This window comes from Plantibacter auratus (assembly GCF_050587365.1).
GTDB lineage: Bacteria > Actinomycetota > Actinomycetes > Actinomycetales > Microbacteriaceae > Plantibacter > Plantibacter auratus.
Genome location: NZ_JBOBFV010000005.1, coordinates 156,507 through 180,976, shown reverse-complemented (window position 1 = coordinate 180,976; position 24,470 = coordinate 156,507). Strand labels below are relative to the sequence as shown.

Annotated in this window: 22 protein-coding genes; 16 read left to right on the top strand and 6 right to left on the bottom strand. The window is 71.0% G+C overall.

The features are described from left to right. The first annotated feature begins 94 nt into the window (after nucleotides 1-94). The 4 genes from ACQ3HE_RS17790 to ACQ3HE_RS17775 are packed head-to-tail and all read left to right on the top strand — an operon-like array spanning nucleotide 95 to nucleotide 5,448. On the top strand, nucleotides 95-2,116 hold the full coding sequence (locus ACQ3HE_RS17790) for a DUF6807 family protein (protein WP_430893664.1): 2,022 nt from the start codon (nucleotides 95-97) through the stop codon (nucleotides 2,114-2,116). Next, nucleotides 2,113-3,282 carry a Gfo/Idh/MocA family protein gene (locus ACQ3HE_RS17785; RefSeq protein ID WP_430893663.1) on the top strand — a complete coding sequence of 390 codons (1,170 nt, stop codon included), beginning with the start codon at nucleotides 2,113-2,115 and terminating at the stop codon, nucleotides 3,280-3,282. The genes ACQ3HE_RS17790 and ACQ3HE_RS17785 overlap by 4 nt, the downstream gene beginning before the upstream one ends. Next, the gene (locus tag ACQ3HE_RS17780) at nucleotides 3,279-4,331 is read left to right on the top strand and encodes a M24 family metallopeptidase (protein ID WP_430893662.1); all 1,053 of its coding nucleotides are present in this window, start codon (nucleotides 3,279-3,281) and stop codon (nucleotides 4,329-4,331) included. The genes ACQ3HE_RS17785 and ACQ3HE_RS17780 overlap by 4 nt, the downstream gene beginning before the upstream one ends. 4 nt (nucleotides 4,332-4,335) lie before the next feature. After that, a complete protein-coding gene (locus ACQ3HE_RS17775; protein ID WP_159879863.1) occupies nucleotides 4,336-5,448 on the top strand; it encodes a glycerate kinase in 1,113 nt (370 codons plus the stop codon). A 25-nt stretch (nucleotides 5,449-5,473) separates the two neighbouring features. On the opposite strand, the gene ACQ3HE_RS17770 is transcribed toward ACQ3HE_RS17775, so the two are convergent. The 3 genes from ACQ3HE_RS17770 to xylA all read right to left on the bottom strand — a co-directional run bounded on the left by ACQ3HE_RS17770 (nucleotide 5,474) and on the right by xylA (nucleotide 9,662). Then, nucleotides 5,474-6,517 carry an NADPH:quinone reductase gene (locus tag ACQ3HE_RS17770; protein ID WP_430893661.1) on the bottom strand — a complete coding sequence of 348 codons (1,044 nt, stop codon included), beginning with the start codon at nucleotides 6,515-6,517 and terminating at the stop codon, nucleotides 5,474-5,476. A 390-nt stretch (nucleotides 6,518-6,907) separates the two neighbouring features. After that, nucleotides 6,908-8,341 (bottom strand): xylulokinase, encoded by a 1,434-nt coding sequence (gene xylB / locus ACQ3HE_RS17765; RefSeq protein ID WP_426737783.1) that lies wholly within the window; start codon nucleotides 8,339-8,341, stop codon nucleotides 6,908-6,910. 130 nt (nucleotides 8,342-8,471) lie between these two features. Then, a complete protein-coding gene (xylA, locus tag ACQ3HE_RS17760; RefSeq protein WP_064295008.1) occupies nucleotides 8,472-9,662 on the bottom strand; it encodes a xylose isomerase in 1,191 nt (396 codons plus the stop codon). A gap of 187 nt (nucleotides 9,663-9,849) precedes the next feature. Here xylA and ACQ3HE_RS17755 point away from each other — a divergent pair, with 187 nt between their 5' ends. From ACQ3HE_RS17755 to ACQ3HE_RS17720, 8 genes are all read left to right on the top strand, one after another. Further along, nucleotides 9,850-10,896 (top strand): LacI family DNA-binding transcriptional regulator, encoded by a 1,047-nt coding sequence (locus tag ACQ3HE_RS17755; protein ID WP_192005792.1) that lies wholly within the window; start codon nucleotides 9,850-9,852, stop codon nucleotides 10,894-10,896. Nucleotides 10,897-11,121: 225 nt separating this feature from the next. Beyond that, nucleotides 11,122-12,312: a Gfo/Idh/MocA family protein gene (locus ACQ3HE_RS17750; RefSeq protein WP_430893660.1), complete on the top strand. Its 1,191-nt coding sequence runs from the start codon at nucleotides 11,122-11,124 to the stop codon at nucleotides 12,310-12,312. A gap of 50 nt (nucleotides 12,313-12,362) precedes the next feature. Beyond that, nucleotides 12,363-13,673 carry an extracellular solute-binding protein gene (locus ACQ3HE_RS17745; protein WP_430893659.1) on the top strand — a complete coding sequence of 437 codons (1,311 nt, stop codon included), beginning with the start codon at nucleotides 12,363-12,365 and terminating at the stop codon, nucleotides 13,671-13,673. A 7-nt stretch (nucleotides 13,674-13,680) separates the two neighbouring features. Further along, nucleotides 13,681-14,607: a carbohydrate ABC transporter permease gene (locus ACQ3HE_RS17740; protein WP_071258845.1), complete on the top strand. Its 927-nt coding sequence runs from the start codon at nucleotides 13,681-13,683 to the stop codon at nucleotides 14,605-14,607. Continuing rightward, on the top strand, nucleotides 14,607-15,560 hold the full coding sequence (locus ACQ3HE_RS17735) for a carbohydrate ABC transporter permease (RefSeq protein ID WP_079706768.1): 954 nt from the start codon (nucleotides 14,607-14,609) through the stop codon (nucleotides 15,558-15,560). The genes ACQ3HE_RS17740 and ACQ3HE_RS17735 overlap by 1 nt, the downstream gene beginning before the upstream one ends. Before the next feature lie 49 nt (nucleotides 15,561-15,609). Continuing rightward, complete coding sequence (locus ACQ3HE_RS17730) at nucleotides 15,610-16,305, top strand: ThuA domain-containing protein (protein ID WP_064295003.1); 696 nt, start codon at nucleotides 15,610-15,612, stop codon at nucleotides 16,303-16,305. Nucleotides 16,306-16,443: 138 nt separating this feature from the next. Next, complete coding sequence (locus ACQ3HE_RS17725; protein WP_430893658.1) at nucleotides 16,444-17,577, top strand: Gfo/Idh/MocA family protein; 1,134 nt, start codon at nucleotides 16,444-16,446, stop codon at nucleotides 17,575-17,577. 135 nt (nucleotides 17,578-17,712) lie between these two features. Next, the gene (locus ACQ3HE_RS17720) at nucleotides 17,713-18,360 is read left to right on the top strand and encodes a hypothetical protein (RefSeq protein WP_430893657.1); all 648 of its coding nucleotides are present in this window, start codon (nucleotides 17,713-17,715) and stop codon (nucleotides 18,358-18,360) included. Nucleotides 18,361-18,366: 6 nt separating this feature from the next. Here ACQ3HE_RS17720 and ACQ3HE_RS17715 read toward each other — a convergent pair whose 3' ends face one another. Next, a complete protein-coding gene (locus ACQ3HE_RS17715; RefSeq protein WP_430893656.1) occupies nucleotides 18,367-18,870 on the bottom strand; it encodes a metallophosphoesterase family protein in 504 nt (167 codons plus the stop codon). Between the two features lie 238 nt (nucleotides 18,871-19,108). On the opposite strand from ACQ3HE_RS17715, the gene ACQ3HE_RS17710 reads away from it, so the two are divergent. Further along, complete coding sequence (locus ACQ3HE_RS17710) at nucleotides 19,109-19,720, top strand: hypothetical protein (protein WP_064295001.1); 612 nt, start codon at nucleotides 19,109-19,111, stop codon at nucleotides 19,718-19,720. Between the two features lie 137 nt (nucleotides 19,721-19,857). Here the strand turns inward: ACQ3HE_RS17710 and ACQ3HE_RS17705 are convergent, their stop codons facing one another. Further along, a complete protein-coding gene (locus tag ACQ3HE_RS17705; RefSeq protein WP_430893655.1) occupies nucleotides 19,858-20,295 on the bottom strand; it encodes a GNAT family N-acetyltransferase in 438 nt (145 codons plus the stop codon). A 90-nt stretch (nucleotides 20,296-20,385) separates the two neighbouring features. Between ACQ3HE_RS17705 and ACQ3HE_RS17700 the strand changes: the two genes are divergently transcribed. Beyond that, the gene (locus ACQ3HE_RS17700; protein WP_430893654.1) at nucleotides 20,386-21,582 is read left to right on the top strand and encodes an ROK family protein; all 1,197 of its coding nucleotides are present in this window, start codon (nucleotides 20,386-20,388) and stop codon (nucleotides 21,580-21,582) included. Between the two features lie 227 nt (nucleotides 21,583-21,809). Here ACQ3HE_RS17700 and ACQ3HE_RS17695 read toward each other — a convergent pair whose 3' ends face one another. Beyond that, on the bottom strand, nucleotides 21,810-22,829 hold the full coding sequence (locus ACQ3HE_RS17695; RefSeq protein ID WP_064294998.1) for a LacI family DNA-binding transcriptional regulator: 1,020 nt from the start codon (nucleotides 22,827-22,829) through the stop codon (nucleotides 21,810-21,812). 134 nt (nucleotides 22,830-22,963) lie between these two features. Here ACQ3HE_RS17695 and ACQ3HE_RS17690 point away from each other — a divergent pair, with 134 nt between their 5' ends. Both ACQ3HE_RS17690 and ACQ3HE_RS17685 read left to right on the top strand, forming a co-directional pair. After that, on the top strand, nucleotides 22,964-23,983 hold the full coding sequence (locus ACQ3HE_RS17690; protein WP_430893653.1) for a serine hydrolase domain-containing protein: 1,020 nt from the start codon (nucleotides 22,964-22,966) through the stop codon (nucleotides 23,981-23,983). Nucleotides 23,984-24,248: 265 nt separating this feature from the next. After that, nucleotides 24,249-24,389: a hypothetical protein gene (locus tag ACQ3HE_RS17685; protein ID WP_158596666.1), complete on the top strand. Its 141-nt coding sequence runs from the start codon at nucleotides 24,249-24,251 to the stop codon at nucleotides 24,387-24,389. Nucleotides 24,390-24,470 lie beyond the last annotated feature (81 nt).

Sequence of the window (24,470 nt, the reverse complement as noted above, 5' to 3'; positions counted from 1 at the left end):
GGGTCGACCACGCAAACCGGGAAACCGGTTTCTTGGAGCGAGCCTATAGGATGATTGAGAACGGCACCACCCGTGACGAGTTGAACGAGGACGTATGAGCAACCGGTTCCCCAGTGCTGGCCCGACGCCGACGATCTCGGACGTCGCCGTGGAGGCGGGCGTCTCGAAGGCCACCGTGTCGCGGGTGCTCAATGGGAAGGCGACCGTCGACGCGGCGATCGCCGACCGCGTCCTCGCCGCGGTGGACGCCCTCGGCTACCGCCCGAGCATGCTGGCCCGAGGCCTGTCGCTCGGCCGCACGAACACCGTCGGGGTCGTCGTGCCCGACCTCGAGAACCCGATGTTCCAGGAGATCCTGCGTGGGGTCACCCGGGCCGCGGCGGCCGACGGCTACCGCGTCCTCGTGACCGACACCGAGGAGGACCCGACCGACGAGGCGGCGGCGGCCCGCGAAGCCCGTCGTCGCTGCGACGCGATCGTCCTCTGCTCACCCCGTCTGGCCGAGCCGGAGCTTCGAGCGCTGCTCGCCGAACTCCACCCGGTCGTGCTCGTCAACCGCGAGCTCGCCCACTCGCCCGTGCCGTCGGTGTCCATCGACTACGCCAGCGGCATGGAGCAGGTGCTCGCCGAGCTGCACGCTCTCGGGCACCGGCGCATCCTGTACCTCGCGGGTCCCACCGCGAGTCAGGGCGATCGCCTCCGACGGGTCGGCATCGCCCGCGCGTGCTCGGACCACGACGACCTCTCCGTCGACATCGTGACGGCCGGATCAGCGCTGGTGGACGGCGCGACGGTCGTCGACACGGTGGTGCAGCACGACGCGACCGCCGTGGTCGCCTTCAACGACCTCGTCGCCCTCGGGCTCGTCTCGGCGCTCCGCGGTGCCGGTGTGTCCGTCCCCTCGGCGCTCAGTGTGGTCGGCTTCGACGACATCCCGTTCGCGGCGTTCGCGGTGCCGGCGCTCAGCACGGTGTCCGTCCCGCGACGCGAGCTCGGCGCCGAGGCGTGGACCAGACTGCGCGACACGATCGGCGGTGCGGAGGGTGGACACCCGCTCGTCTTCCGGCCCCGGTTCGTCGCCCGGGAGAGCGCCGCCGCCCGCCCGGCCGCGAGTCCGCCCGTCTGGCGTGGAACCGACCACCCCATTTCACCGGAGCCGACCGCCCGGCTCGGCGACCGCGAGGTCCTCGTCCTCCACGACGGCAGCGGCCTCGAACCGACAGACGCCCCGCGACCGTTCGCACACCCCGTCACGTCGCTCGGCGGGACCGTCGTCACGGAATCCGCTCCCGAGGACCACCCCCACCATGTCGGACTCTCGATGGCCGTCGCCGACGTCGACGGCGTCTCCTACTGGGGCGGTCGCACCTACGTCGCCGGGCAGGGGTCGACGATGCTCGACAACCACGGTGTCCAGCGCGTCACCGAGACCGAGGTGGACGCCGGTGTGCTGCGTCAGTGGCTCGACTGGATCGGACGCGACGGGACGACGCAGCTGAGGGAGTCGCGCCGCACGGTCGTCGAGGAGTTCGCCGTGCCTGGCGTCGGGAGCGGGAGGTCGGCGCTCCGCGTCGCCGTCTCCAGTGTCTTCCGGACGACGGGATCGACGGTGACGATCGGATCGCCGGCCACCAACGGCCGCGAAGGTGCCGGGTACGGCGGATGGTTCTGGCGGTTGCCCGCGGACGCCCACCGGTCCGTCCTCAGCGCTGACGGACCGGGGGAGTCGACCGCGCACGGCTCGCGTGCGGTCTGGGTCGCCTTCGTCCTCGACGCCGACGGGAGCGCTGACACACAGACTGGCGACACCACCGGGCCCGCCCCGACGCCGCCTCGACGCCCCACCACGGTCCTGTTCCGACAGCCCGCAGCGAACGCCTTCCCCTGGTTCGTCCGCGCGGCCGAGTACCCGGGTATCGGGGTCTCGCTCGCCGCGACCAGCCGCACCACCATCACCGCCGACACCCCGCTCGTCACCGGTCTGGAGGCGGTCGTCGTCGACGGCGCTCTGGACGCGCAGCAGGCGGACGCCATCCACCGCGCGCTCCTCACCGCCGAGGAACGCAGCACCGAACCGCGCAGTACTGAACCGCGCAGCACAGGGAGTGACGCATGACCAGCACCGACCACGCCACCGCCACCACCGCCCCGACCGTCGTGGTCGTCGGGATCCACGGCCATGGCGCCAGTCACGTGGCGGCAGCCAGGGCGCTCGCGGCGACCGGCGCGATCCGCCTCGTCGGCCTCGTCGACCGGACCTTCACCGAGGAGGACCGCGCAGCCGGGGATGCACCGCTCCGCGACTCGCTGGAGGAGTGCTTCGCCGACGGCCGGGTGGACGTGGTCATCCTCTCGACCCCGATCCACACGCACCTGGACCTCGCCGTCGCCGCGCTCGAGCACGGCGCCGACGTCCTGCTCGAGAAGCCCCCGGTGACCTCGAACGACGAACTCGATCGGCTGCAGGCCACCGCCGCCCGGACCGGCGGGCTCGTGCAGGTCGGGTTCCAGAGCCTCGGATCGCACGCGATCGGCGAGATCGCGGACGTCGTCGCCGGCGGGGAGATCGGGGCCGTGACAGCACTCGAGGCGAGAGGCACCTGGGTCCGCACCGTCGGCTACTGGACGCGTGCCGCGTGGTCTGGCAGGCGCACGCTCGACGGCACACCCGTCGTGGACGGCGTCGTCACCAACCCCTTCGCGCACGCGGTCCAGACCATGCTCCGACTCGGCGGCACGACCGACCGCGCAGCGATCGCCACCATCGACCTCGACCAGTACCGGGCGAACGACATCGAGGCCGACGACACCTCCGTCGTCCGCATCACCCCACAGCGCGGCCCGATCATGACCGCGGCGCTCACCCTGTGCGCAGCGGAGACGACCGACCCGGTGGTCACCGTCCACGGGGAGCTCGGCTCGATCCGGTTCCACTACACACGCGACGAGGTCGAGCTGGTCGTCGACGGCGTCACCCTGCGACGCTGGACGACGGGCCGGACCGACCTGCTCCCCGACCTCCTCCGCGCGCGCGAGGCGGTCCGGGCTGGTGAGGATGCCGCACTCGTCAGCTCCCTGGCCGACGCGTCCGCCTTCACCGCCGTCCTCGACGCGGTCCGGTCGGCCCCAGCGCCGCACCGCATCCCCGCTGATCTCGTCGAGTGGAACGGGACGGGCGACGAGCGCCGCCCGGTCATCCCGAGGATCGAGGAGCTCGTCGCGGAAGCGGCCGCCACCGGCAGCACCTTCGCCGAGCTCGGGACCGATTGGGCCCGGCGATGAACCACGAGCGGCCCGGGCCGGACGAGGACGACCGCCGTCGCAAGCACGCCCGACTCGTGTCGCTCCTGGAGGCCCGCGGAGCAGGCACGATCGTACTGCGGTCCGCCGCAGCGGTCAGCTGGTACCTCGACGGCTCGCGCGTCCACGTGAGCCTCGCGGCCGACCCGATCGTCGCGGTCGTGGTCTCGCCGGGCGACGCATGGCTCGTCGCGACCTCCAACGAGATGGAGCGGCTGCAGGCCGAGGAGCTGCCCGACATCCGGGTTCGGACGGTGCCGTGGCACACGCCGATCGACGCGGTGCTGCCGAGTGGGGACGGGGTGCTGCAGGAGGCGGACGTCGCCGCCGAGCTGCGCGCCGCACGTGCGTCGCTCCTCCCGGCCGAACTCGCGCGCTTCCGTTCGCTCGGGCGGGAGACGACGTCGGCGCTCGAGACGCTCGTCGACGAGCTCGACCCCGCCCGGACGGAACGCGCGGTCGCTGCGGACCTCGCCGGGCGCCTCGTCGCAGCCGGTATCGACCCGCTCGTCCTCCTCGTCGCCGGGGAGGGCAGACTCGCCCACCGGCACCCGCTGCCGACCGAGGGGCGACTCGGTTCCCGGGCGATGCTCGTCGCCTGCGGCCGCCGCGACGGGCTCATCGTGAACCTCACGCGGTGGTTCGACGAGGGCGGCACCCCGGCGGAGCCGTTCGCCACGGACATGCAGCGCATCCGCGCCGTCGAACGCGCCTATCTCGACGCCACCGTGCCAGGTGCTTCGCTCGCCGACATCCTCCGCACGGGGAGTGCGGCGTACGCCGAGCAGGGCTTCGACGCCGACGAGTGGACGAGGCACCATCAGGGCGGTGCGGCCGGCTACGCGGGACGCGATCCGCGCGCCACGCCTGAGGCGACCGACGTCGTCCAGCTCTGGCAAGCCTTCGCCTGGAACCCGACCGCCCCCGGCGTGAAGGTCGAGGACACCGTCGTGGTCACGCCGGGCGGTGTCGAGGTGCTGACGACGAGCACGGCCTCGACCCACCCGACCCCGTCCACCGTGGGAGGCTGAAGACATGACCCGGCACATCGTGATCGCACCGGACTCGTTCAAGGGCACGGCGACCGCCGCGGAGGTCGCCGAGGCGATCGCCGACGGGTGGCGGACCATTCGGCCCGACGATCTCCTGCACTCGCTCCCCATGGCCGACGGCGGCGAGGGCACGCTCGACGCCTTCGCGGCCGCCGTGCCCGGGGCGCGTCGGCACCCGATCACAGTCACCGGCCCGGTCGGCGACCCGGTGGACGCCGAGTGGCTCGAGCTGCCCGACGGTTCGGCGGTCGTGGAGCTCGCCCAGACGAGCGGGCTGACCCTGCTCGACCCCCTGCAGCCGTTCGCGGCGCACACCGTCGGCTTCGGTGAGGCCATCGCGGCCGCCCTGGACCACGGTGCGCGACGCCTCCTGCTCGCGATCGGTGGAAGCTCCAGCACGGACGGTGGAGCCGGGCTGCTCACCGCGCTCGGAGCGCGGCTGGTGGACGCCGACGGTGGACCGGTGGCGCCCGGCAACGCCGGACTCGCGACGCTCCGCGACATCGACACCGCCGGACTCCGCGCGCTGCCGCCGGACGGCGCGGTCATCCTCAGCGACGTGACCAACCCGCTGCTCGGCGACCGCGGTGCCGCTGCGGTCTTCGGCCCGCAGAAGGGCGCGACCACCGCCGACGTCGCGGTCCTCGACACCAACCTGGCCCGGTTCGTGAGCCGCGCTGCGGAGGTTTTCGGGACGGACCGTGCGGAACGCGCCGCGGCCGAACCCGGTGCCGGTGCCGCGGGCGGTGCGGGCTACGGCCTCCTGCTGTGGGGCGCCACCGCCACTTCGGGCGCGCGCGGTGTCGGCGAGGCGATCGCCCTCCCGGAAGCGGCCGCGACGGCGTCGATCGTGATCACGGGCGAGGGCCGCTTCGACGACCAGACGGCCGACGGCAAGGTCGCCTCCTGGGTCGCCGGGCTCGCGGCGGACCGGACCATGCTCGTCGCCGGGGCGATCCAGGCGCCCACCGAGGGGATCTTCCTCGCGGCGGCATCGCTCACGGCGCTGGCCGGCGGTGTCGAGGCGGCGATGGCCGAACCGCTCGTCCACCTGCGTGCGGCAGGGGCGGCACTGGCCACCCGGTACCGCCCCTGATCAGGTCACGTCGACGCGCCGGCGGTCATGCCGTGACGTCGATGAGGACCTTCCCGACCGTGTCGTCCTCGACGGCGGCGTGGGCCGCAGCCGTCTCAGCGAGCGGGAACACCGTCAGCGCCAGACCGTGGTCTTCGCCGACGGCGAGCGCGCCGTCCTCGATCGCGGTGGTGATGTCCTCAGCGGCGGCGTGGAGCGCGGCGTCGCCGACCGTGTAGAGCAGCATGAACTGGAGCCGCGTGTTGAGCCCCATGTGCGGACGGATGTCGAGCGTGACCTGGTCACCGCCGTTGTTGGCGTAGCTGACGACCGTGCCGCGCGGGGCGAGGACCGCCTGGTCGAGGGGGAGGTTCTGCGCGATCGCGACCTCCACGACGAGGTCGACGCCGTCGGGTGCCACCTCGCGGATCGCCGCGGCGGCGTCGCCCTCGCGGTAGTTCACGACGTGGTGTGCTCCCGCGGCAGTCGCGAGGCGGGCCTTCTCGTCGCTGCTGATGGTGGTGATGACCGTCGCGCCGGCCCAGCGGGCGAGCTGGATCGCGGCGTTGCCGACGGCGCCGGCACCACCCTGGACGAGGACCGTCCGGCCGTCGAGGGCACCGGGGGAGAGCCGGGCCGGGCCGTCCTGCGCGACGGTGAGGGCGCGGTGCGCGGTCATCGCGGGGACACCGAGGCTGGCACCGAGTTCGAACGACGCGGCGTCGGGCAGGGGGACCACACGGGAGACGGGCTGCACCGTGAACTCCTGGGCCGTGCCCAGCGGGCTCTCGTGCGCCGCGAGGTACACCCAGACGCGGTCGCCGACGGCGAAGGTGGTTGTGGACACCGCGTCGCCGGCGGCCGGGCCGACCGCGTCGATCACGCCGGCGCCGTCGAGGTTCGGGACGACCTCGGGGAAGGGCATGCCACCCGAGGGGCCGCCGCCGCGCCTGGTCTTCCAGTCGGTCGGGTTGACGCCGGAGAACGCGAGCTTGATGCGGACCTCGCCGGGGCCGGGCTCGGGGAGCTCGCGCTCGACGAGGTGGAGGACGGACGGGTCACCGTTGGTGGAGTAGACGATCGATCGCATACCGGGGCCAACGTCTCCGCCGCGCGGAAGATTCCGCGGTGGCACTTCGACAGGCTCAGTGACCGGGAGGGGTTCGCTCAGTGACCGGGGGAGGATTACTCGGTGACCGGGGGAGGGGATACCCGTTCCCTGAGCTTGTCGAAGGGCCCCCGGGGTGACGTTGCGTCTCGGGAGGCTTCTGCGTGTGGCACTTCGACAGGCTCAGTGACCGGGAGAGGTTCGGCTCAGTGACCGGGGGATGTTCGCTCAGTGACCGGGTGGTGCTCGGTGACCGGGGAGGGGATACCCGTTCCCTGAGCTTGTCGAAGGGCCCCCGGGGTGACGTTGCGTCTCGGGAGGCTCCGGTGTGTGGCACTTCGACAGGCTCAGTGACCGGCGACCGGTGCCGCCTCAGGCTCGGGCGGCGTACTGCTCCCGCGCGATCCCGGACGCGTCCGCAGCGAGAGCGTCCGCATGGTCGGTGCCGTCGCCGGCCCCCACCGCAGCCCACGCCGGGCGAGTGCCGCTGAGCGCCCAGGCCGCCTGGACGGCTGCGCCGTCCGCCACATACTCCCCGGGTGCCGGCACGACGACCGGCACGCCGAAGACCTCGCGAGCGATCGCCTGCACCGCCGGGTTCTGCGCCGCACCACCGATGAGGAGCACGCGCTCCGCCGTGACGCCCTGCGCGAGCACCGCGTCGAGGCCGTCGGCGAGTCCGCAGAGCAGCCCCTCGATCGCCGCTCGGGCGAGGCCCTCGCGCGTCGTCGACTCCAGGGTCATGCCGAAGAGGGTCGCCGTCGCGTCCGGCCGATTCGGGGTGCGCTCGCCCTCGAAGTACGGCTGGAGCACGAGTCCACGTGCCCCGGCCGGGGCCTCGAGCGCGAGTCGACCGAGTTCCGTGTGGTCGACGCCCAGCAGCGCGGCCACCGCGTCGAGGATCCGGGCGGCGTTGAGTGTCGCGATGAGCGGCAGGAACGCGCCGTCGGCCGAGGCGAACCCGGCGACGGTGCCCGAGCTGTCGCGGACCACGGCCGGCGTCACGGCGAACACCGTCCCGCTCGTGCCGATCGACACGACGACGTCACCGGCCGTCGCGCCGAGCCCGAGGGCGGCTCCCGCGTTGTCGCCGGCGCCCGCCCCGATGACGGTGTCCGGCCCGATGAGGCCGCCGTCGACACCGGTCCCTGTGGACTCCTCCGGCGCGAGCACGCGCGGCAGGATCGCATCGTGGCCGAGCGCTGCGACGAGCAGCTCGCGGTCGTACTCGCCGTCGGTGGGGGACCAGTACCCGGTGCCGGAGGCGTCGGAGCGGTCGGTCGTCAGCTCGGCGAGGTCCGCGCCGAGCGGGCTCTCGTCGGCCGGACCGAAGCCGCGCAGACGCCACGTCAGCCAGTCGTGGGGGAGTGCGACGGCGGCGACCTCGGCGGCGTTCCCGGGTTCGGCGTCGCGCAGCCAGCGCAGCTTCGTGATCGTGAAGGAGGCGACGGGGACGCACCCGGTCCGCTGGGCGAGTTCCGCAGCGCCGAACTCCGTGATGAGGTCAGACGCGGCCTGCGCGCTCCGGGTGTCGTTCCAGAGGAGTGCCGGACGGATGACGCGTCCGTCGACGTCGAGCGCGACCATGCCGTGCTGCTGGGCCGCGACCGACACCGCGGCGACATCGGCCAACCCGCCGGCGGCGGCGGCCGCCTCCTGCAGCGCCTGCCACCACGCGGCCGGGTCGACCTCGGTGCCGGCCGGGTGCGCCGCGCGTCCTTCGCGGACGAGCGCTCCGGTCTCGGCGTCGCGGATGACGACCTTGCAGCTCTGGGTGGACGAATCGATGCCGGCGACGAGCGTCATCGCTCTCCCTGTTCTCGGTGGTTGGGCGGTCGGGTGACCGCCGGGTCTGCTGTGGGGTGGAACGCGGAACGGCGTTCTGCCCCCGATCCTCTCGGATCAGGAGACGGAACGCCAGGTTCGCGGGTGTCGGTTAGCGCGCACCCATGAGGTGGTCGACCGCCAGCTGCTGCAGGCGGACGAACCCGAAGCCCTTGCCGCCGAAGTAGGCGTCGGCGTCGAAGTCCTCGTACGACGAGCGGTCGGCGAGCAACTGCTCGACGGTCTCGCCGGGGTTGAGCGTCGGCTCGCGCAGCTCGGGCACGCGGGCGGCGGCCAGCGCCTCCTGCACCTCGGGGTCGGCGCGGAACGCCTCGGCGCGCTCCTTGAGCAGCAGGTACATGCGCATGTTGGCGGCTGCGGAGTCCCACACGCCCGTGATGTCCTCGGTGCGGCTCGGCTTGTAGTCGAAGTGACGCGGGCCGTCGTACGCGGGGCCGCCGTTCACGCCACCGTGCTCGAGGAGGTCGACGAGCGAGAACGCGTTCTGCAGGTCGCCGTGACCGAAGACGAGGTCCTGGTCGTACTTGATGCCCCGCTGGCCGTTGAGGTCGATGTGGTAGAGCTTGCCCTGGTAGAGCGCCTGGGCGATGCCGGCGGTGAAGTTGAGGCCCGCCATCTGCTCGTGGCCGACCTCGGGGTTGATGCCGACGAGCTCCGGGCGCTCGAGGGTCTCGATGAACGCCATCGCGTGGCCGAGCGTCGGGAGCAGGATGTCGCCGCGAGGCTCGTTGGGCTTCGGCTCGATCGCGAAGCGGATGTCGTAGCCCTTGTCGGTCACGTAGTCGCCGAGGAAGTTGACCGCCTCGCGGTAGCGCTCGAGCGCCGCCTGCACGTCCTTCGCGGAGTCGTACTCGGCGCCCTCGCGGCCGCCCCACATGACGAAGGTCTTGGCGCCGAGCTCGGCGGCGAGGTCGAGGTTGCGGAGCACCTTGCGGAGGGCGAAGCGGCGGACGGCGCGGTCGTTCGAGGTGAAGCCGCCGTCCTTGAAGACGGGCGCGCTGAACAGGTTGGTGGTCACCATCGGCACGATGACGCCGGTGTCGGCGAGCGCCTGCTTGAGACGGTCGATCTGCTTCTGGCGTTCGGCGTCGGTCGAACCGAAGGCGAACAGGTCGTCGTCGTGGAAGGTGAGGCCGTAGGCGCCGAGGTCGTTCAGGCGGGTGACGGCCTCGACCACGTCGAGGTCGGGGCGGGTGGGGCCACCGAACGGGTCGGTCCCGTTGTAGCCGATCGTCCAGAGGCCGAAGGAGAACCGATCGGCTTTGGTGGGGGTGAGGCTCATGCGTGCAGTCCTTCAACGTCGTTGGTGAGCGGATGATTTGTTGTTAACCACAACTTATAGTCGAGACTAGCAGATCGTCGGCCGCGCGTCACCGGTCGAGTGTCGCGAAATATTTCGTTAGCATGGGCAGAACTTCTCGCTGCAGAGACGGCCGTCCGGCCCGACGGAGCGGGATCGGAGGACTCGGATGAGCGACGACCCCGCGGCGCAGACCGCTGGACCCGGTGCCGGTGGCGGGCGCGCGACCCTGTCGCGCATCGCCAGGGAGGCCTCCGTGTCGGTGTCGACCGCCTCGAAGGTGCTCAACGGGCGACCGGGGGTGTCGCCGGACACCCGGGAGATCGTCGAGCGACTCCTGGACCGCCACGGCTACAGTCGCCGCGGTGCCGAGCTCGCGCAAGGTTCGCTCATCGAGCTCGTCTTCGAGTACATCGACAGCTCCTGGTCGCTCGAGATCATCCGCGGTGTCGAGAAGGTCGCGCGTCAGCACGGCATGAGCGTCACCCTCACCGAGACGGGCGCCCGGCGTTCGACCGGCGAGGGTTGGGTCGAGAGCATCATCTCGCGGAAGCCGGTCGGGGTCATCCTCGTGTTCTCGGACATCGACCCGGCGTACCGGCGCCAGCTCCACACGCGCAACATCCCGGTCGTCGTGGTCGACCCGGCGGGGGACCCTGGCCCGGAGGTCGCCGCCATCGGCTCCACGAACTGGTCCGGCGGGATGGCCGCGACGCGCCACCTCATCGAGCTCGGACACCGCAGGATCGGGCTGATCTCGGGTCCGCAGGACCTCATGTGTTCGCGGGCGCGGGTCTCGGGCTACCGGTCCGCGCTCGAGGAGGCCGGGATCCCGCTCGACGAGACCATCCTGCGGCGCGGTGAGTTCATCCCGGAGGCCGGACGCGTCCTGGCGCTCGAACTGCTGCAGCTCGAGGACCGACCGACTGCGATCTTCGCCGGCAACGACATGCAGGCGTTCGGCGTCTACGAGGCGGCGCGCTCGCTCGGGATCTCGATCCCGGAGCAGCTGTCGGTCGTCGGGTACGACGACGTCCCGCCGGCCAAGTGGGTCGGTCCGGCCCTCACGACCATCCGGCAGCCGCTCATCGAGATGGCCGAGGAGGCGACCCGCCTGGTGCTGAAGCTCCGGTCCGAGACGGTCGACAACATCCGCCTCGACCTCGCCACCTCCCTCGTCGTCCGGGGTTCGACCGCAGCCCCGCCCACCCCGTAGCCCGCGAACTGTCACTCGCCGCTAGTCCCGGCGAGCGGGACTGTGTCGGAGTGACAGTTCGCGGGCAGGGGTGGGGTGGGTAGGTGCGGGCGGGCGCGAAAAGTTTCCAATGCGGGAGAGGGAAGTTGCGGGGAGACAGGCGGCGGGGCTAGCTTCAGGGCACCGCAGCGAAGCGATCCGGAACCCCGGGGCCGCAGCTGCGCGAGCAGCTCGGGAGCGTTGCACATGGCGGGAAGCGGACGGCCGGAACTCCGGGTCGCGATGATCGGATACGGCTTCATGGGAGCCGCACATTCGCAGGCCTGGCGCACCGCACCGCGCTTCTTCGACCTCGACGCGGAACCGGTCATGGCGACGATCGTCGGCCGCAACGCCGAGGCACTCGAGGCGGCCCGCGTGAAGTTCGGCTGGGAGTCGGCCTCGACGGACTGGCGGAGCGTCATCGCCGACCCGTCCATCGACATCGTCGACGTCTGCACGCCCGGCTCCTCGCACGTCGAGATCGCGATCGCCGCCCTCGAAGCCGGCAAGCACGTCCTCTGCGAGAAGCCGCTCGCCAACAGCGTCGAGGAGGCGGAGCTGATGGTCGCCGCAGCCGAGGCGGCGAGGGCCCGCGGCGTCCGCTCCATGGTCGGCTTCAGCTACCGTCGCGTGCCCGCCATCGGCTACGCCCGCCAGCTCATCTCAGAGGGAGCGCTCGGGGACGTCCGCCAGATCCGCGCGCTCTACCTCCAGGACTGGCTGAGCGACGCCGAGGGTCCGATGACCTGGCGCCTCGACAAGGACCAGGCCGGTTCCGGCTCGCTCGGCGACATCGGCGCGCACGCCATCGACCTCGTGCAGCACCTGACCGGCGCCCGACTCGACACCGTCAGCGGGACGCTCGCGACCTTCGTCACCGAGCGACCGCTCCTCGGCGAGACCGTCGGCCTGAGCGGGACCGCCTCGGACGAACGCGGCGCGGTCACCGTCGACGACGCCGCCTGGTTCACCGCGAAGCTCACGGGCGGACTCGCGGACGGCGCCATCGGTGCCTTCGAAGCCACCCGCTACGCGACCGGCCGGAAGAACGCGCTCCGCATCGAGCTGAGCGGCTCCCGCGGAGCCATCGCCTTCGACCTCGAGCGGATGAACGAGCTCGAGGTGTACGACGCCACCGCTCCCGCCGGCAAGCAGGGCTTCACGCGCATCGTCGTCACCGAGCCGGAGCACCCGTACATGGCCGCCTGGTGGCCGACCGGCCACGGCATCGGCTACGAGCACCCGTTCTCGCACCAGGTGCGGGACCTCGTCCAGGCCATCATCGGCGGCACCGATCCCGAACCGTCCTTCGCCGAAGGCCTGCAGGTCCAGCGGGTCCTGCGCGCCGTCGAGTCGAGCGCCGCGAACGGCAGCGCCTGGACACCCACCGACTGACCCGACCCCATCGCACCATCAGCAGCAGCACCCACCAAGGAGAGAACGCAATGACGCTTCGTACTTCATCCCGCCGTCGGACCCGACTGGCCGCAGTCGCCCTCGGCGTCTCGGCCCTCATGCTCGGCGCGACCGCCTGCTCCAGCGGCGGTGGCGCCCCGAGTGGCAGCGCCACCCTCTGGGGCCTCACCGGCACCGACGAGGACACTGTCCTCGGCCCGTCGCTCAAGGAGTGGAACGGCGCCAACCCCGACGGCCAGGTCGCAGCGACCTACTTCCAGAACGACGCTTACAAGACCAAGATCCGCACGGCCGTCGGCGCGGGCAGCGCCCCGACCATCATCTACAGCTGGGCGGGCGGCACCCTGAACTCCTACGTGGACGCCGGCAAGGTCGCCGACATCACCTCGGAGACCGCGGACGCCAAGGGCAAGTTCCTCGAGTCCGTCTGGAACCAGGGCGTCATCGACGACAAGGTCTACGCGGTGCCGATGAACGCCACCACGCCGATCATGTTCTATTACAACAAGGACGTCCTGAAGGCCGCCGGCGTCGAGGTCCCGACGAACTTCGATGAGATCATCGACGCCATCCCCAAGCTCAAGGCCGCAGGCGTGGCCCCGTTCTCGCTCGCCGGTGCGTCCAAGTGGCCGTCGCTCATGTGGGAGGAGTACCTCGTCGACCGCGTCGCCGGCCCCGAGGCCTTCAACAAGATCATGGCCGGTGAAGCCGACGCGTGGAGCGACCCCGGCATCATCGAGGCGAACGAGAAGATCCAGGAGCTCGTGAAGGCCGGCGCGTTCGTCGACGGCTACGCCTCGGTCACCGCCGACAGCAACGCCGACGTCGCCCTGCTCTACACGGGCAAGGCCGCGATGATGCTCCAGGGCGCCTGGGTCATGACGACCTTCAAGCAGCAGGCGGCCGAGTTCGCCGAGAAGGGGCTCGGCTACACGACCTTCCCCGCCGTCACCGGTGGCAAGGGCGACCCGTCGAACATCGTCGGCAACCCGTCCGGGTACTTCTCCATCTCCGCCTCGGCGACGAAGGAGCAGCAGGCCAGCGCGCTGAAGTACCTCACCGAGGGCGTCTTCGACAAGGGCTACATCGACCGCATGGTCGAGGCCGGTCAGGTGCCGCCGATCACGGGTATCGACGACCAGATCGCGGACGCCGGCGGCGACTTCGGCACGACCGTCTATGACCTCACGAAGAACGCCAAGAACTTCCAGATGTCGTGGGACCAGGCGCTCCCGCCCGCACAGGCGACCGCGTTGCTGACGAACCTCGACCAGCTGTTCAACCTGCAGATCACCCCGCAGGAGTTCTCCGACAACATGAACAAGACGATCGGACAGTGATCTCCCGATGACCGTCACCCGTCCATTGAACGGGGCCCGAGGGGCCGGTGCGGCAGCGATGCGCCGCCGCACCGGCCCCAGCGGCTGGATGGTCGCGCCGGCGCTGGGCTTCTTCCTCGTCTTCGCGATCATCCCGCTCATCGTCGCCCTGTACCTGAGCTTCACCCGCTGGGACGCGATCACCGACCCCGCGTGGGTCGGCCTCGACAACTGGGCATCCGTCCTCGTCGACCCGGTCGCGATCGACGCCCTCGTCCTGACCCTCAAGGTCATCGTGATCTCCTGGATCGTCCAGACCCCGATCAGCCTGCTGCTCGGGACCTGGACCGCCGGCAAGCAGCGCAACCGGGCCGTCCTCGGCGCGATCTTCTTCCTGCCGCTCCTGCTGTCGTCTGCGGCGACGGCCATCGCGTTCAAGGCGATCCTCGACCCGAACTTCGGCCTGTCGGCGTCACTCGGCATCCCGTTCCTCAAGCAGGACTGGCTCGGCAACCAGCAGCTCGTGCTCTTCGTCGTGATCTTCATCATCGCGTGGCAGTTCGTGCCCTTCCACACGCTCCTGTTCCAAGGCGGCGTGCGGCAGATCCCGGCGTCACTCTACGAGGCGGCCGAGATCGACGGGGCCGGGACGGTCAAGCAGTTCTTCCACATCACGCTCCCGCAGCTGCGGTACACGCTCGTGACGTCGTCCACGCTCATGATCATCGGTTCGCTCACCTACTTCGACGTGATCTTCGTGCTCACCGGCGGCGTTCCGAGCGCCGGTACCCGCATCCTCCCGATCCTCATGTACGTGACGGGCTTCTCCGCGAGTCAGTTCGGGCAGGCGAGCGTCATGGCGATCATCCTGGCCGTCATCGGTCTCGCCATCGCCCTGCTGCTCACCAAGCTGAGCGGCTTCGCCAAGATGGACAGTCAGCAGGAGGGCCTCTGATGTCAGCGACGAACCCACTCACGAAGCCCGGCGCGCTCCCGACGGGCAGCCTCGACACGGTCAGCGTCTCGACCGCCGGGTCCAAGCGAGGACGCCCCGGCGAGCACGAGACGCGAGGCAAGCGCCCCCGCGGTGCCCGCCGCAAACCGAACATCCTCGGCGGGATCGGCGCCTGGATCTGGCTGCTCATCATCGTGCTGCCGATCTACTACATCGTCATCACGAGCGTGCGCCCGCAGGCCGGGTTCTTCTCGAGCAACCAGCTCATCCCGCCCACCGACCCGACCCTCGACGGCTACGCCCTCGTGCTGCAGAGCGACTTCTTCCTCTACCTCGGCAACAGCGTCATCATCACCGTCGCGAGCGTCGCCGTCACCGTGTTCGTCTGCCTCATGGCGTCGTACGCGATCGTGCGCACCAACTCCCGGTTCACGCGGGGAGCGTTCTCGTTCTTCCTGCTCGGCCTCGCGATCCCGCTGCAGGCGACGATCATCCCGCTGTTCTACATGCTCAGCAAGGCGGGGCTCTACGACACCCTCCTGGCGCTGATCCTGCCGTCGATCGGCTTCGCGGTGCCCGTCACCGTGCTCATCCTGTCGAACTTCATCCGCGACATCCCCAAGGAGCTGTTCGAGTCGATGACCGTGGACGGGGCGTCGAGCTGGCGGACCCTCGTCTCGCTCGTCCTCCCGCTCGCCCGGCCGGCGATCGTCACCGTCGCGCTCTACAACGCGCTCAACGTGTGGAACGGCTTCCTGTTCCCACTCGTGCTCACGCAGTCGCCGAGCAACCGGGTGCTGCCGTTGTCGCTGTGGACGTTCCAAGGGTCGTTCAGCGTGAACGTACCGGCCGTGCTCGCCGCCGTGGTGCTGTCGACCCTGCCGATCTTCATCCTGTACCTGTTCGGCCGACGCCAGCTGATCAGCGGCATGACCGCCGGCTTCAGCAAGTAGTGCCGGTCGCGAGCCGACCGGACACCCGACCATCCCCTGAGAGGAACACATGACTGACAAGCAGGCGCTCGTGGTGCGAGGCGGCTGGGACGGGCACATGCCCGTCGAGACGACCGCGGCCTTCATCCCCTTCCTGGAGGCGAACGGGTTCACCGTCCGCGTCGAGGACGGGACCACCGTCTACACGGACACCGACTACCTCGACACGGTCGACCTCATCGTTCAGATCAACACGATGAACACCATCGAGCCGGAGGAGTTCGCCGGCCTGCAACGCGCCGTCCTGAACGGGACGGGCATGGCCGGTTGGCACGGCGGGATCGCGGACTCCTACCGCAACAACGCCGACTACCTCCACATGATCGGCGGCCAGTTCGCGCACCACGCCGGCAAGGACCCGGCCGAGCGGACGGGGGAGCAGTCCGACAACTACATCCCCTACACCGTCCACATCACCGAGTACGGCCGGACGCACCCCATCACGGAGGGGATCGAGGACTTCGACCTCGTCACCGAGCAGTACTGGGTGCTGAGCGACGAGTACAACGACGTCCTCGCGACGACGACGCAGGAGGTGCGGCCGTGGGACGCGTGGAACCGTCCCGTCACGGCGCCCGCCATCTGGACGCGGCAGTGGGGGAAAGGCAGGATCTTCGTGTCCGCTCCCGGCCACCGCATCGAGATCGTCGAAGACCCGAACGTCCGCACCATCATCGAAAGGGGCCTGCTGTGGGCAGCACGCTGAACGGGATCGTCGAGGACCGGTGCCAGAACGCCGGCCGCGCCATGATCGAAAGGGGCCTGCTGTGGGCAGCACGCTGAACGGGATCGTCGAGGACCGGTGCCGAAACGCCGGCCGCGCCATGATCGAAAGGGGCCTGCTGTGGGCAGCACGCTGAACGGGGCATCGGAGACCACCGGAGGGTCCGTCCTCCGGGTCGGCGTCATCGGCGTCGGCAACATCTCGAAGCAGTACTTCGCCGAGTTCCCGAAGCTGCCGAACCTCGAGCTCGTCGTCGTCGCGGACCTCGACCTCGCCCGCGCCGCTGAGGTCGCCGCCGAACAGGGCGTGCGGTCGTCGAGCGTCGACGAGCTGCTCGCCGACCCCGAGGTCGACGTCGTCCTGAACCTGACCATCCCGGCCGCGCACGCCGAGGTCGCGCTCCGAGCCCTCGAGGCCGGCAAGCACGTCTACGGGGAGAAGCCGCTCGCACTGTCGACCGCCGAGGCGCGACCGGTGCTCGAGCTCGCCGCGGCGAAGGGCCTCCGCGTCGGCAGCGCGCCGGACACCGTCCTCGGGTCGGGCGTCCAGACGGCGCTCGCCGTGCTCGACAGCGGCGCCATCGGTCGGCCGATCGCCGCGGCGGTCGCCTGGAGCGCCCCCGGCCATGAGCTGTGGCACCCGGCCCCCGCGTTCTACTACCAGCCGGGTGGCGGGCCGCTCCTCGACATGGGGCCGTACTACCTGACGAGCCTCGTGTCGTTCTTCGGTCCCGTCGTGCGGGTGTCGGGGGCGGTCGCGCGGTCGGATCGCGAGCGGTCGGTCGCGACCGGAGCGCTGGCCGGGACGCCGATCCCGGTGCACGAGGAGGTCGACACGCACGTCACCGCGATCCTCGAGCACGCGAACGGGGTGGTCTCGACCGTGACGGTCTCGTTCGAGGTGTGGGCGAGCCGCGTGCCGCTCTTCGAGGTCTACGGGACGGGCGGGACGGTCGCCGTGCCCGACCCGAACCGGTTCTCGGACCCGGTGGAGATCGCGACGGCCGACGACCGCACCTGGCGTGCCGTCCCCGACAGCGCCGGCTTCGTCGACGCCGGCCGCGGCGTGGGCCTGTCCGACCTGGCCGAGGCGATCGAGCAGGACCGACCGCATCGGGCCTCGGGCGACCTCGCGTTCCACGTGTTGGAGATCATGGAGGCGATCATCGTCGCCGGTCGTGAGCACCGCGTCGTGGAACTGACCAGTACCGTCCCCCGCCCTGCACCGGTGCTGCAGCCCGCGACCGTCGCCTGAGTTCCTCCCCTGCCCGCGAACTGTCACTCGGCGCTGGTCCGGGCGGCTGGAAGTGTGCCGAAGTGACAGTTCGCGGGCAGGGGTGGGACCGGTCGGTGTGCGAGGATGGGCTGATCCGAGCACACATTTGGGGGAATGATGTCGTTCACACGAGCACACCGACGTCCGGTCGTCACCGTCCTGGCGATCGCCGCAGCACTGGCGTTGGCCGGATGCTCGGGCGGCGCTGGGGCATCGACCCCCGCACCGACCGAGACCGCGACCACGACGGCCACGCCGACACCGTCGCCGACGCCGACACCCACCGGTCCCGACCTCGCCGATCCCGCGTCCTGGATCGTGTCGTTCACCGGGGTCGGCCCCATCGAGGTCGGCGCGCCGATCGAGGGCACGGCGTCGTTCATGACCGCCTTCACCGTCGCGACGCAGGAGCCGTGCCCCTGGGTGACCGCCTACGCCGCCGACGGGCTGCCCTCCGTCTGGCTCCCCGATCCGCAGAGCACCGGCGTCGTCAACCAGATCGTCCTGCAGGCGTGGGGCGGGCCGGCGTCTGCGGCGGTCGCCGCTTCGCCGATGACCGCTGAGGGCGTCGGCGTCGGATCCACCCTCGAGGAACTCCGGGCCGCCTACCCGGCGCTCACCGAGCAGCAGGGCAAGTACGCCATCTTCTACGCCGTCACCGACGACGCCGGACACTGGATCAACTTCTCCGTGACCGACGACCTCGTCGACGGCATCGTCGTCCGCGACGAAGCGAAGATCGACAGCGAATACTGCGGCTGATCCGCCTCAGCGGGCGACCGGGACGACCCGGACGTCCCTGAGCGCGCCGTCTTCCACCCGAGCGGTCATCATCGTGCACTCCGGTTGACGACGGCGGTCCGTCGGCGACCCGGGGTTGAGCAGACGCAGACCGGCGGGGGAGACCGAGTCCCACGGGATGTGGCTGTGCCCGAAGACCAGGACGTCGGTGTCGGGGAAGGCCTCGTCGGCCCGTCGCTCGCGACCGGTCGCCGCCCCGGTCTCGTGGACGACGGCGAACCGCAGCCCGTCGAGCTCGAAGCGCGCGACCTCGGGAAGACGCGCGCGGAGGTCGGGGCCGTCGTTGTTGCCGAAGACGCCGACGAGGCGGGCGGCGCGGGCTTCGAGGGCGTCGAGGGTCGCCTCGTCGACCCAGTCACCCGCGTGGACGACCACGTCCGCTGCGTCGACGGCGGCCCAGACCGCGTCCGGCAGGACCTTCGCCCGCTTCGGCAGGTGGGTGTCGGCGAGGAGGAGCAGCGAGGTCGGCATGTTCCCACGGAAGCGGATCGCGCCGACGCCGTCAACCGGGTGGTGCTCCCGCGCCCGTCGACCCGCTCGGGGACCGGCGCTTGTCGAGCGGCGCCTTTCGACAGGCTCAGGGACCGGACCGGACTCAGGGACAGGACCAGGGACAGGACCAGGCTCGGGGACAGGACCAGGCTCGGGGACCGGGCCGCGGACCGCCGTTCACGGACACCCACGCAGAGTGGGCGACTAGGGTGATCCCATGCCCGCAACCGACCTTCGTTTCTCCGGGAGGATCGCCGGCTACGGCACCACGGGCGGCGTCCGCATCGTCCTCGGGCTCTGGTCCACCTCGCCGTTCGGCTCCTTCGCCGACGCGATGATCGAGGACTCCCGCGGCAAACGCCTGCTGCTCGCGCCGACGCAGGAGATCGCCGACTTCATCTCCTCCACGTACACCTTCGACGACGTCGAGATCGGCACCGTCGGCTGGACGCGCCTGCCGACGGGGCTCCGCTTCGTGGGCGGTCCGCTCGACACGACCCTCCGCATCGGTGGGAGTTCGCCGCTCGGTCGTGCGCTCCGGGTCGTCCCCAAACCCGTGGCCGTGAACCCCGTCTGGCTGCAGACCATCGACCCCCTCGCCCGCGTGCTCCAACCCGGCGCCCGGACGGCGGGCTCCGCCGGCAACGGTCGACGCGAGTACTACGGCGTGACCGGCGCTCGCCGCATCACCGCCGCCACCGCGAGCTGGTCCGGTGCGGACCTCGGCACCCTCGCCAGACTCGACCCGCCCGTGCGCTTCGGCTTCGGCTCCGCGCCGGCCGACCCGCACCTCGTCGACATCGTCACCACGGTCCGCCAGCCGGCGTGAGCGGCTCCGGGGTCGCGCGGCTCACCCGCTAGCCGGTGCCGGCGTCGTGGCAGGAGGAGATCCGCTCGGTGGCAGGACGTTCCTCAGCCGGACGTCCTGCTGCCGAGCGGATCTCCTGCTGCCGTGCCGCTGGGTGTTCAGGCTCGGCGGACCATCCAGACGTCGACCTCGTCCTCGCGTTCGAGCGTGAAGCCGTGGCGCTCGTAGAGGCGACGGGCCGGGCTGCCCTGCAGGACGTTGAGACGGAACGGGCGCGGGTCGCCGTCGTCGGCCAGGAGCCGCGCGAGCACCGCGGTGCCGAGGCCCGCGCCCTGGCGTTCGGGTGCGAGGTAGAAGTGCTCGAGCCACCGCTCGTCGGGTTCCGGACGGAGGGCGACCAGCCCGGCCGTGATGCCGTCGACCTCGATCACCGAGGTGTGTTCCGGTCGATATCCGTCGAGGAAGCGACGGCGGACGCGGGTCTCGTCGTAGCGACCGAGGCGCTCGAGGTCGGGCCGCATGACGACGGCGCGCAGCTCGGCCATCCAGGTCGAGTCGTCGATGGTGGCGGGGCGGAGTGTCCAGGCGGCGGGCATCCGTCCAGTCAACCATCCGCGGCTGGCGGCGGGTGAACCGGCGCATGCCCGGATAGGGAACACTGGAGGGATCGAGCAGAGGGTGTGCGTGTGAGCGAGTCGACAGCGGTCGGGGCGGGTCCGGCGGGCGGATCCGGCATGGGGAGCGGACTCGACTCGGTGCGCCGTCGCAACCTCGGGCGGATCGTCGAGCTCGTGCACCAGGGCGGGGTGCAGTCGCGGTCGGCGCTCACGAGGACGACCGGCCTCAACCGGTCCACGGTCGCCGCGCTCGTCACGGAACTCGCCTCGATCGGCATCGTCACGGAGTCGGTCCCGGTCGGCGGGCAGGGTGTCGGTCGGCCGTCGCCACTCGTCTCGGCCGGCCCGCGAGCCGTCGCCTTCGCGGCGAACCCGGAACTCGACGCGATCACGGTGGCGGCCGTGCGACTCGGCGGCGAGGTCCTCGAGCGCGTGCGTCGCGAGGTCGACACGACACCGACGGCGGCCGAGGCCACGGCGATCATCGCGGAGCTGGTCGCGGAACTCGCCGCCCGCCTGCCCGACGAGGCGCGCGGTGGCGGCGGGATCGGGCTCGCGATCCCCGGTCTCGTCCGGGACGCCGACGGCGTCGTCCGGCTCGCGCCGCACCTCGGGTGGGTCGACGAGCCCTTGGTCGAACGGCTGCGTGCCGCGACCGGTCGAGCGGTGTTCGCGGCCAACGACGCGAGTCTCGGCGCTCGGGCGGAGCGGACCTTCGGGGCGGGCCGCGGCATCGACGACCTCGTCTACCTGAACGGTGGCGCGAGCGGTATCGGTGGTGGCATCATCGCCGGTGGCCGACCCGTCGGTGGCGCGCGCGGGTACGCGGGGGAGTTCGGTCACACCTCGGCGACGGCCGCCGGCAACGCACTCGAAGACGCCGTCCGGCGCAGTGAGCTGCTCCATGTCGCCGGCCTCGCCGCCGGGGACGACGCGGTCCTCGAAGCGGCGCTCGCCGAGGGCATCGCGGCCGATCCGGCTGGGGCGATGCGGGAGGAGGTCGTCCGGCAGGCCAGGACGCTCGGACGGGCGCTCGCCGGGACGGTGAACATCCTCGATCCCGAACTCGTCGTCCTCGGTGGGCATCTCGGGATCGTGCTCGAACTGGCGTCGGAGGAGTTGCACGACGCGGTCCGTGAGCGGGCGCTCGTCCCGCCGTTCGAGGACGTCGCGATCGTGCGTGCGGCACTCGGCCAGGACCTCCTGCTCATCGGTGCCGCGGAACTCGCCTTCGATCGACTCATCGCGGACCCCGCCGCCTGGTGATCGTCGCCCTGGGTGCTGCTGTCGGCCTGGTCGTCAGCGCACCGCGCTGGCGTGAGACGTGGTCACCCGGCGTCGGCGCGGTGCGCTGACGCGAGATCACCGGAACAGGCGTGGGCGCGGGGCGTGGACTCGAGCGCGGGTCTCCGGAGGGTAGCGCTCACGCGTGTGACCCGCGCTCACGTCAGCGCACCGCGCTGGCGCCACCACCGGACCACGACCACGAGGGGTCAGAAGGCCGGGCGACCCGTCGACTTCCGCACGATCAGCTCCGGCTCGATCGTTCCGCGGTACCCGACGGCGTCGACCTCGAGGTTGCCGAGCAATCGCGCGACACAACGACGCCCCAGCTCGTCGAAGTCCTGCCGCACCGTCGTGAGCGGCGGCCAGAAGTGCGGTGCCTCCGGGATGTCGTCGAACCCCACGATCGACACGTCCCGGGGCACGTCGTACCCCTCGTCGCGGATCGCGTGGATGAGGCCGAGCGCCATCTGGTCGTTCGACGAGAAGATCGCCGTGAAGTCGCGCACCCGCATGAGTTCGATCCCGGCGCGATACCCGAAGTCGGCGGTCCAGTCACCGAGGATCGGCGCGGTCGTCGGCACGTCCTGCGCGCTCATCTCGGCGAGGAACCCGTGCATGCGCGCCTCCGCCTCGATCCAGTCCTGCGGGCCGGCGAGGTGGTAGATGTTCCGATGCCCGAGCTCGATGAGGTGCCGCGTCGCCAATCGTCCACCGGCGACCTGGTCGACGCCGATCGAGTGGTCGTCGAGGTCGCCGCCGGACTGCACCGCGATGAACGGCACCCGCACCTGCAGCTCCTCGATCGCCCGGAACACCCGGACCTGCGGCGCGATGACCACGATGCCGTCGACCGACTGCGCGAGCAGATGCTCGACGGCCGCGACGATCGACGCGTCGGAGACGTCGGGCAGGTTCGCCGTGCTGACGAGGTATCCGGCGTCCTTGCTCGCGTTCTCGATCGCCTGGATCATGCTCGCCGGACCGTACTGCGACCGCTGGCTCGCGAGCACGCCGATGGTCCGCGACCGACTCGTCACGAGCGCCCTGGCCGCGCGGTTCGGACGGTAGTTGACCTCGTCCATGACGGCGAGGACCCGGTCGCGGGTGGAGTCGCGGATGCTCGGGTGGTTGTTGAGCACTCGTGAGACCGTCTGGTGGGAGACCCCGGCCAGGCGCGCGACATCACGGATATTGGGGGCTCGCCCCCGTTCGGCGTCGTCGCTCACGGATTCCTCGGACCTCGATGTGCACGGTCACATTTCGTGCTGCACCCATTATGCACACGCCTCAGGCCCCCGACGGATCGGGTCCCCCAGGGTGCGTGGAGCCACGGAGGGGTCCGCGACGGTACCGTTGGGGGATGGATACCGAAAGCGTCGCCCGCGTCATCGAAGCCACCGACTTCTCGGGCGTCGTGCTCGTCAAGCGCGGTGACGAGACGCTCTTCGAGGCTGCCCGTGGCCTCGCCTCCCGGGAGCGCGACGAGCCCATCACGCTCGACACCCGCTTCGACACGGCGTCCATCACGAAGCTCTTCACCGCCGCCGCCGTGCTCCAGCAGGTCGACGCCGGACACATCGACCTCGACGAGTCGATCCACGAGTACGTCGACCTCGACGGCACCACCATCCGCCGCGACGTCCAGCTGCTCCACCTCCTCACCCACACCTCCGGCATCGCCGACGACGCCGACGAGACCGCCGGCGAGAGCTACGACGACCTCTGGGCCGAGCGCCCGGCCTCGTCGATCCGCGAGACCGCCGACCTCCTGCCGCTCTTCGCCGACAAGGAGCCGCTCGCGGCCCCTGGCGAGGAGGCGAACTACGTCAACGCGGGCTACGTGCTGCTCGGGCTCGCGCTCGAGGGCGTGACGGGGTTGCCCTACCGCCAGCTCATCGAGCAGCAGGTGTTCGCGCTGCTCGGCATGGACCACTCGGGCTTCGTCGACCGCCGGACGGGCGAGCCCGGCCTGGCCGAGGGCGGCGACGTCGACGACGACGGCGTCTGGCACTCGAACACCGACGCCTTCCCGCCGCTCGGCGGCCCGGACGCCGGTGCACAGTCCACCGCGGCCGACCTCATCACCTTCCTGCGCGCCGCCCGCGACGCGAAGATCCTCACCGCCGAGCTGACCGAGGAGTTCACCTCTCCGCAGATCGAGGTCGACGAGGAGATCTCCTACGGCTTCGGCTTCGAGTTCGACGTCGACGAGGACGGCCAGGTGCGATCGATGTACCTCGACGGTGTCAACCCCGGCGCGAGCGGCATCGTGCGCACCTACTTCGGCCCGACGGCCGCCGACGCCATCGACGTCGTCGTGCTGTCGAACTCCGAGGACGGCGCGTGGGACGTCATCCGCGCGATCGACGCCGAACTCTAGGCTCCTACTGGGATCGCCGGGGCACATCCCCTGGTTCCGGCCACGCCGATCGGGGCGTACCCGCGCCCCCGGCACGTGCCCGCACGGGCTCACTGAGAGCGCGACCATGCCCCGACAGTCGCCGGTTATGAAAATGAGACCCATCCCGACTTGACATCAGGTGGAGGTCTGGGGCTATCGTGTGACACACAATGTGAACGGTCACATTCGGAGTGACGAGGAAGTCGACGTGGGAACGAAGCGCAATGGAGCGAGCAGGTCGGCGATGAGCCGCCTCCCGATCCACGGCACCGATCGATCCGACCACAGCTCCCTCTCGGCCCGGCTCTCCGCCGGCCACCTCTCCCTGCACCCTCGCCGACACCACGACGAGGCGTCCGCACCCGCACCCGCGAACGCCACGTAGCCGACGAGCGGCCTCGATGAGCTGGACACATCGAAGCCGACAGACCTGCGCATGACAATGACGTCCAAGCAACTCCCTAGG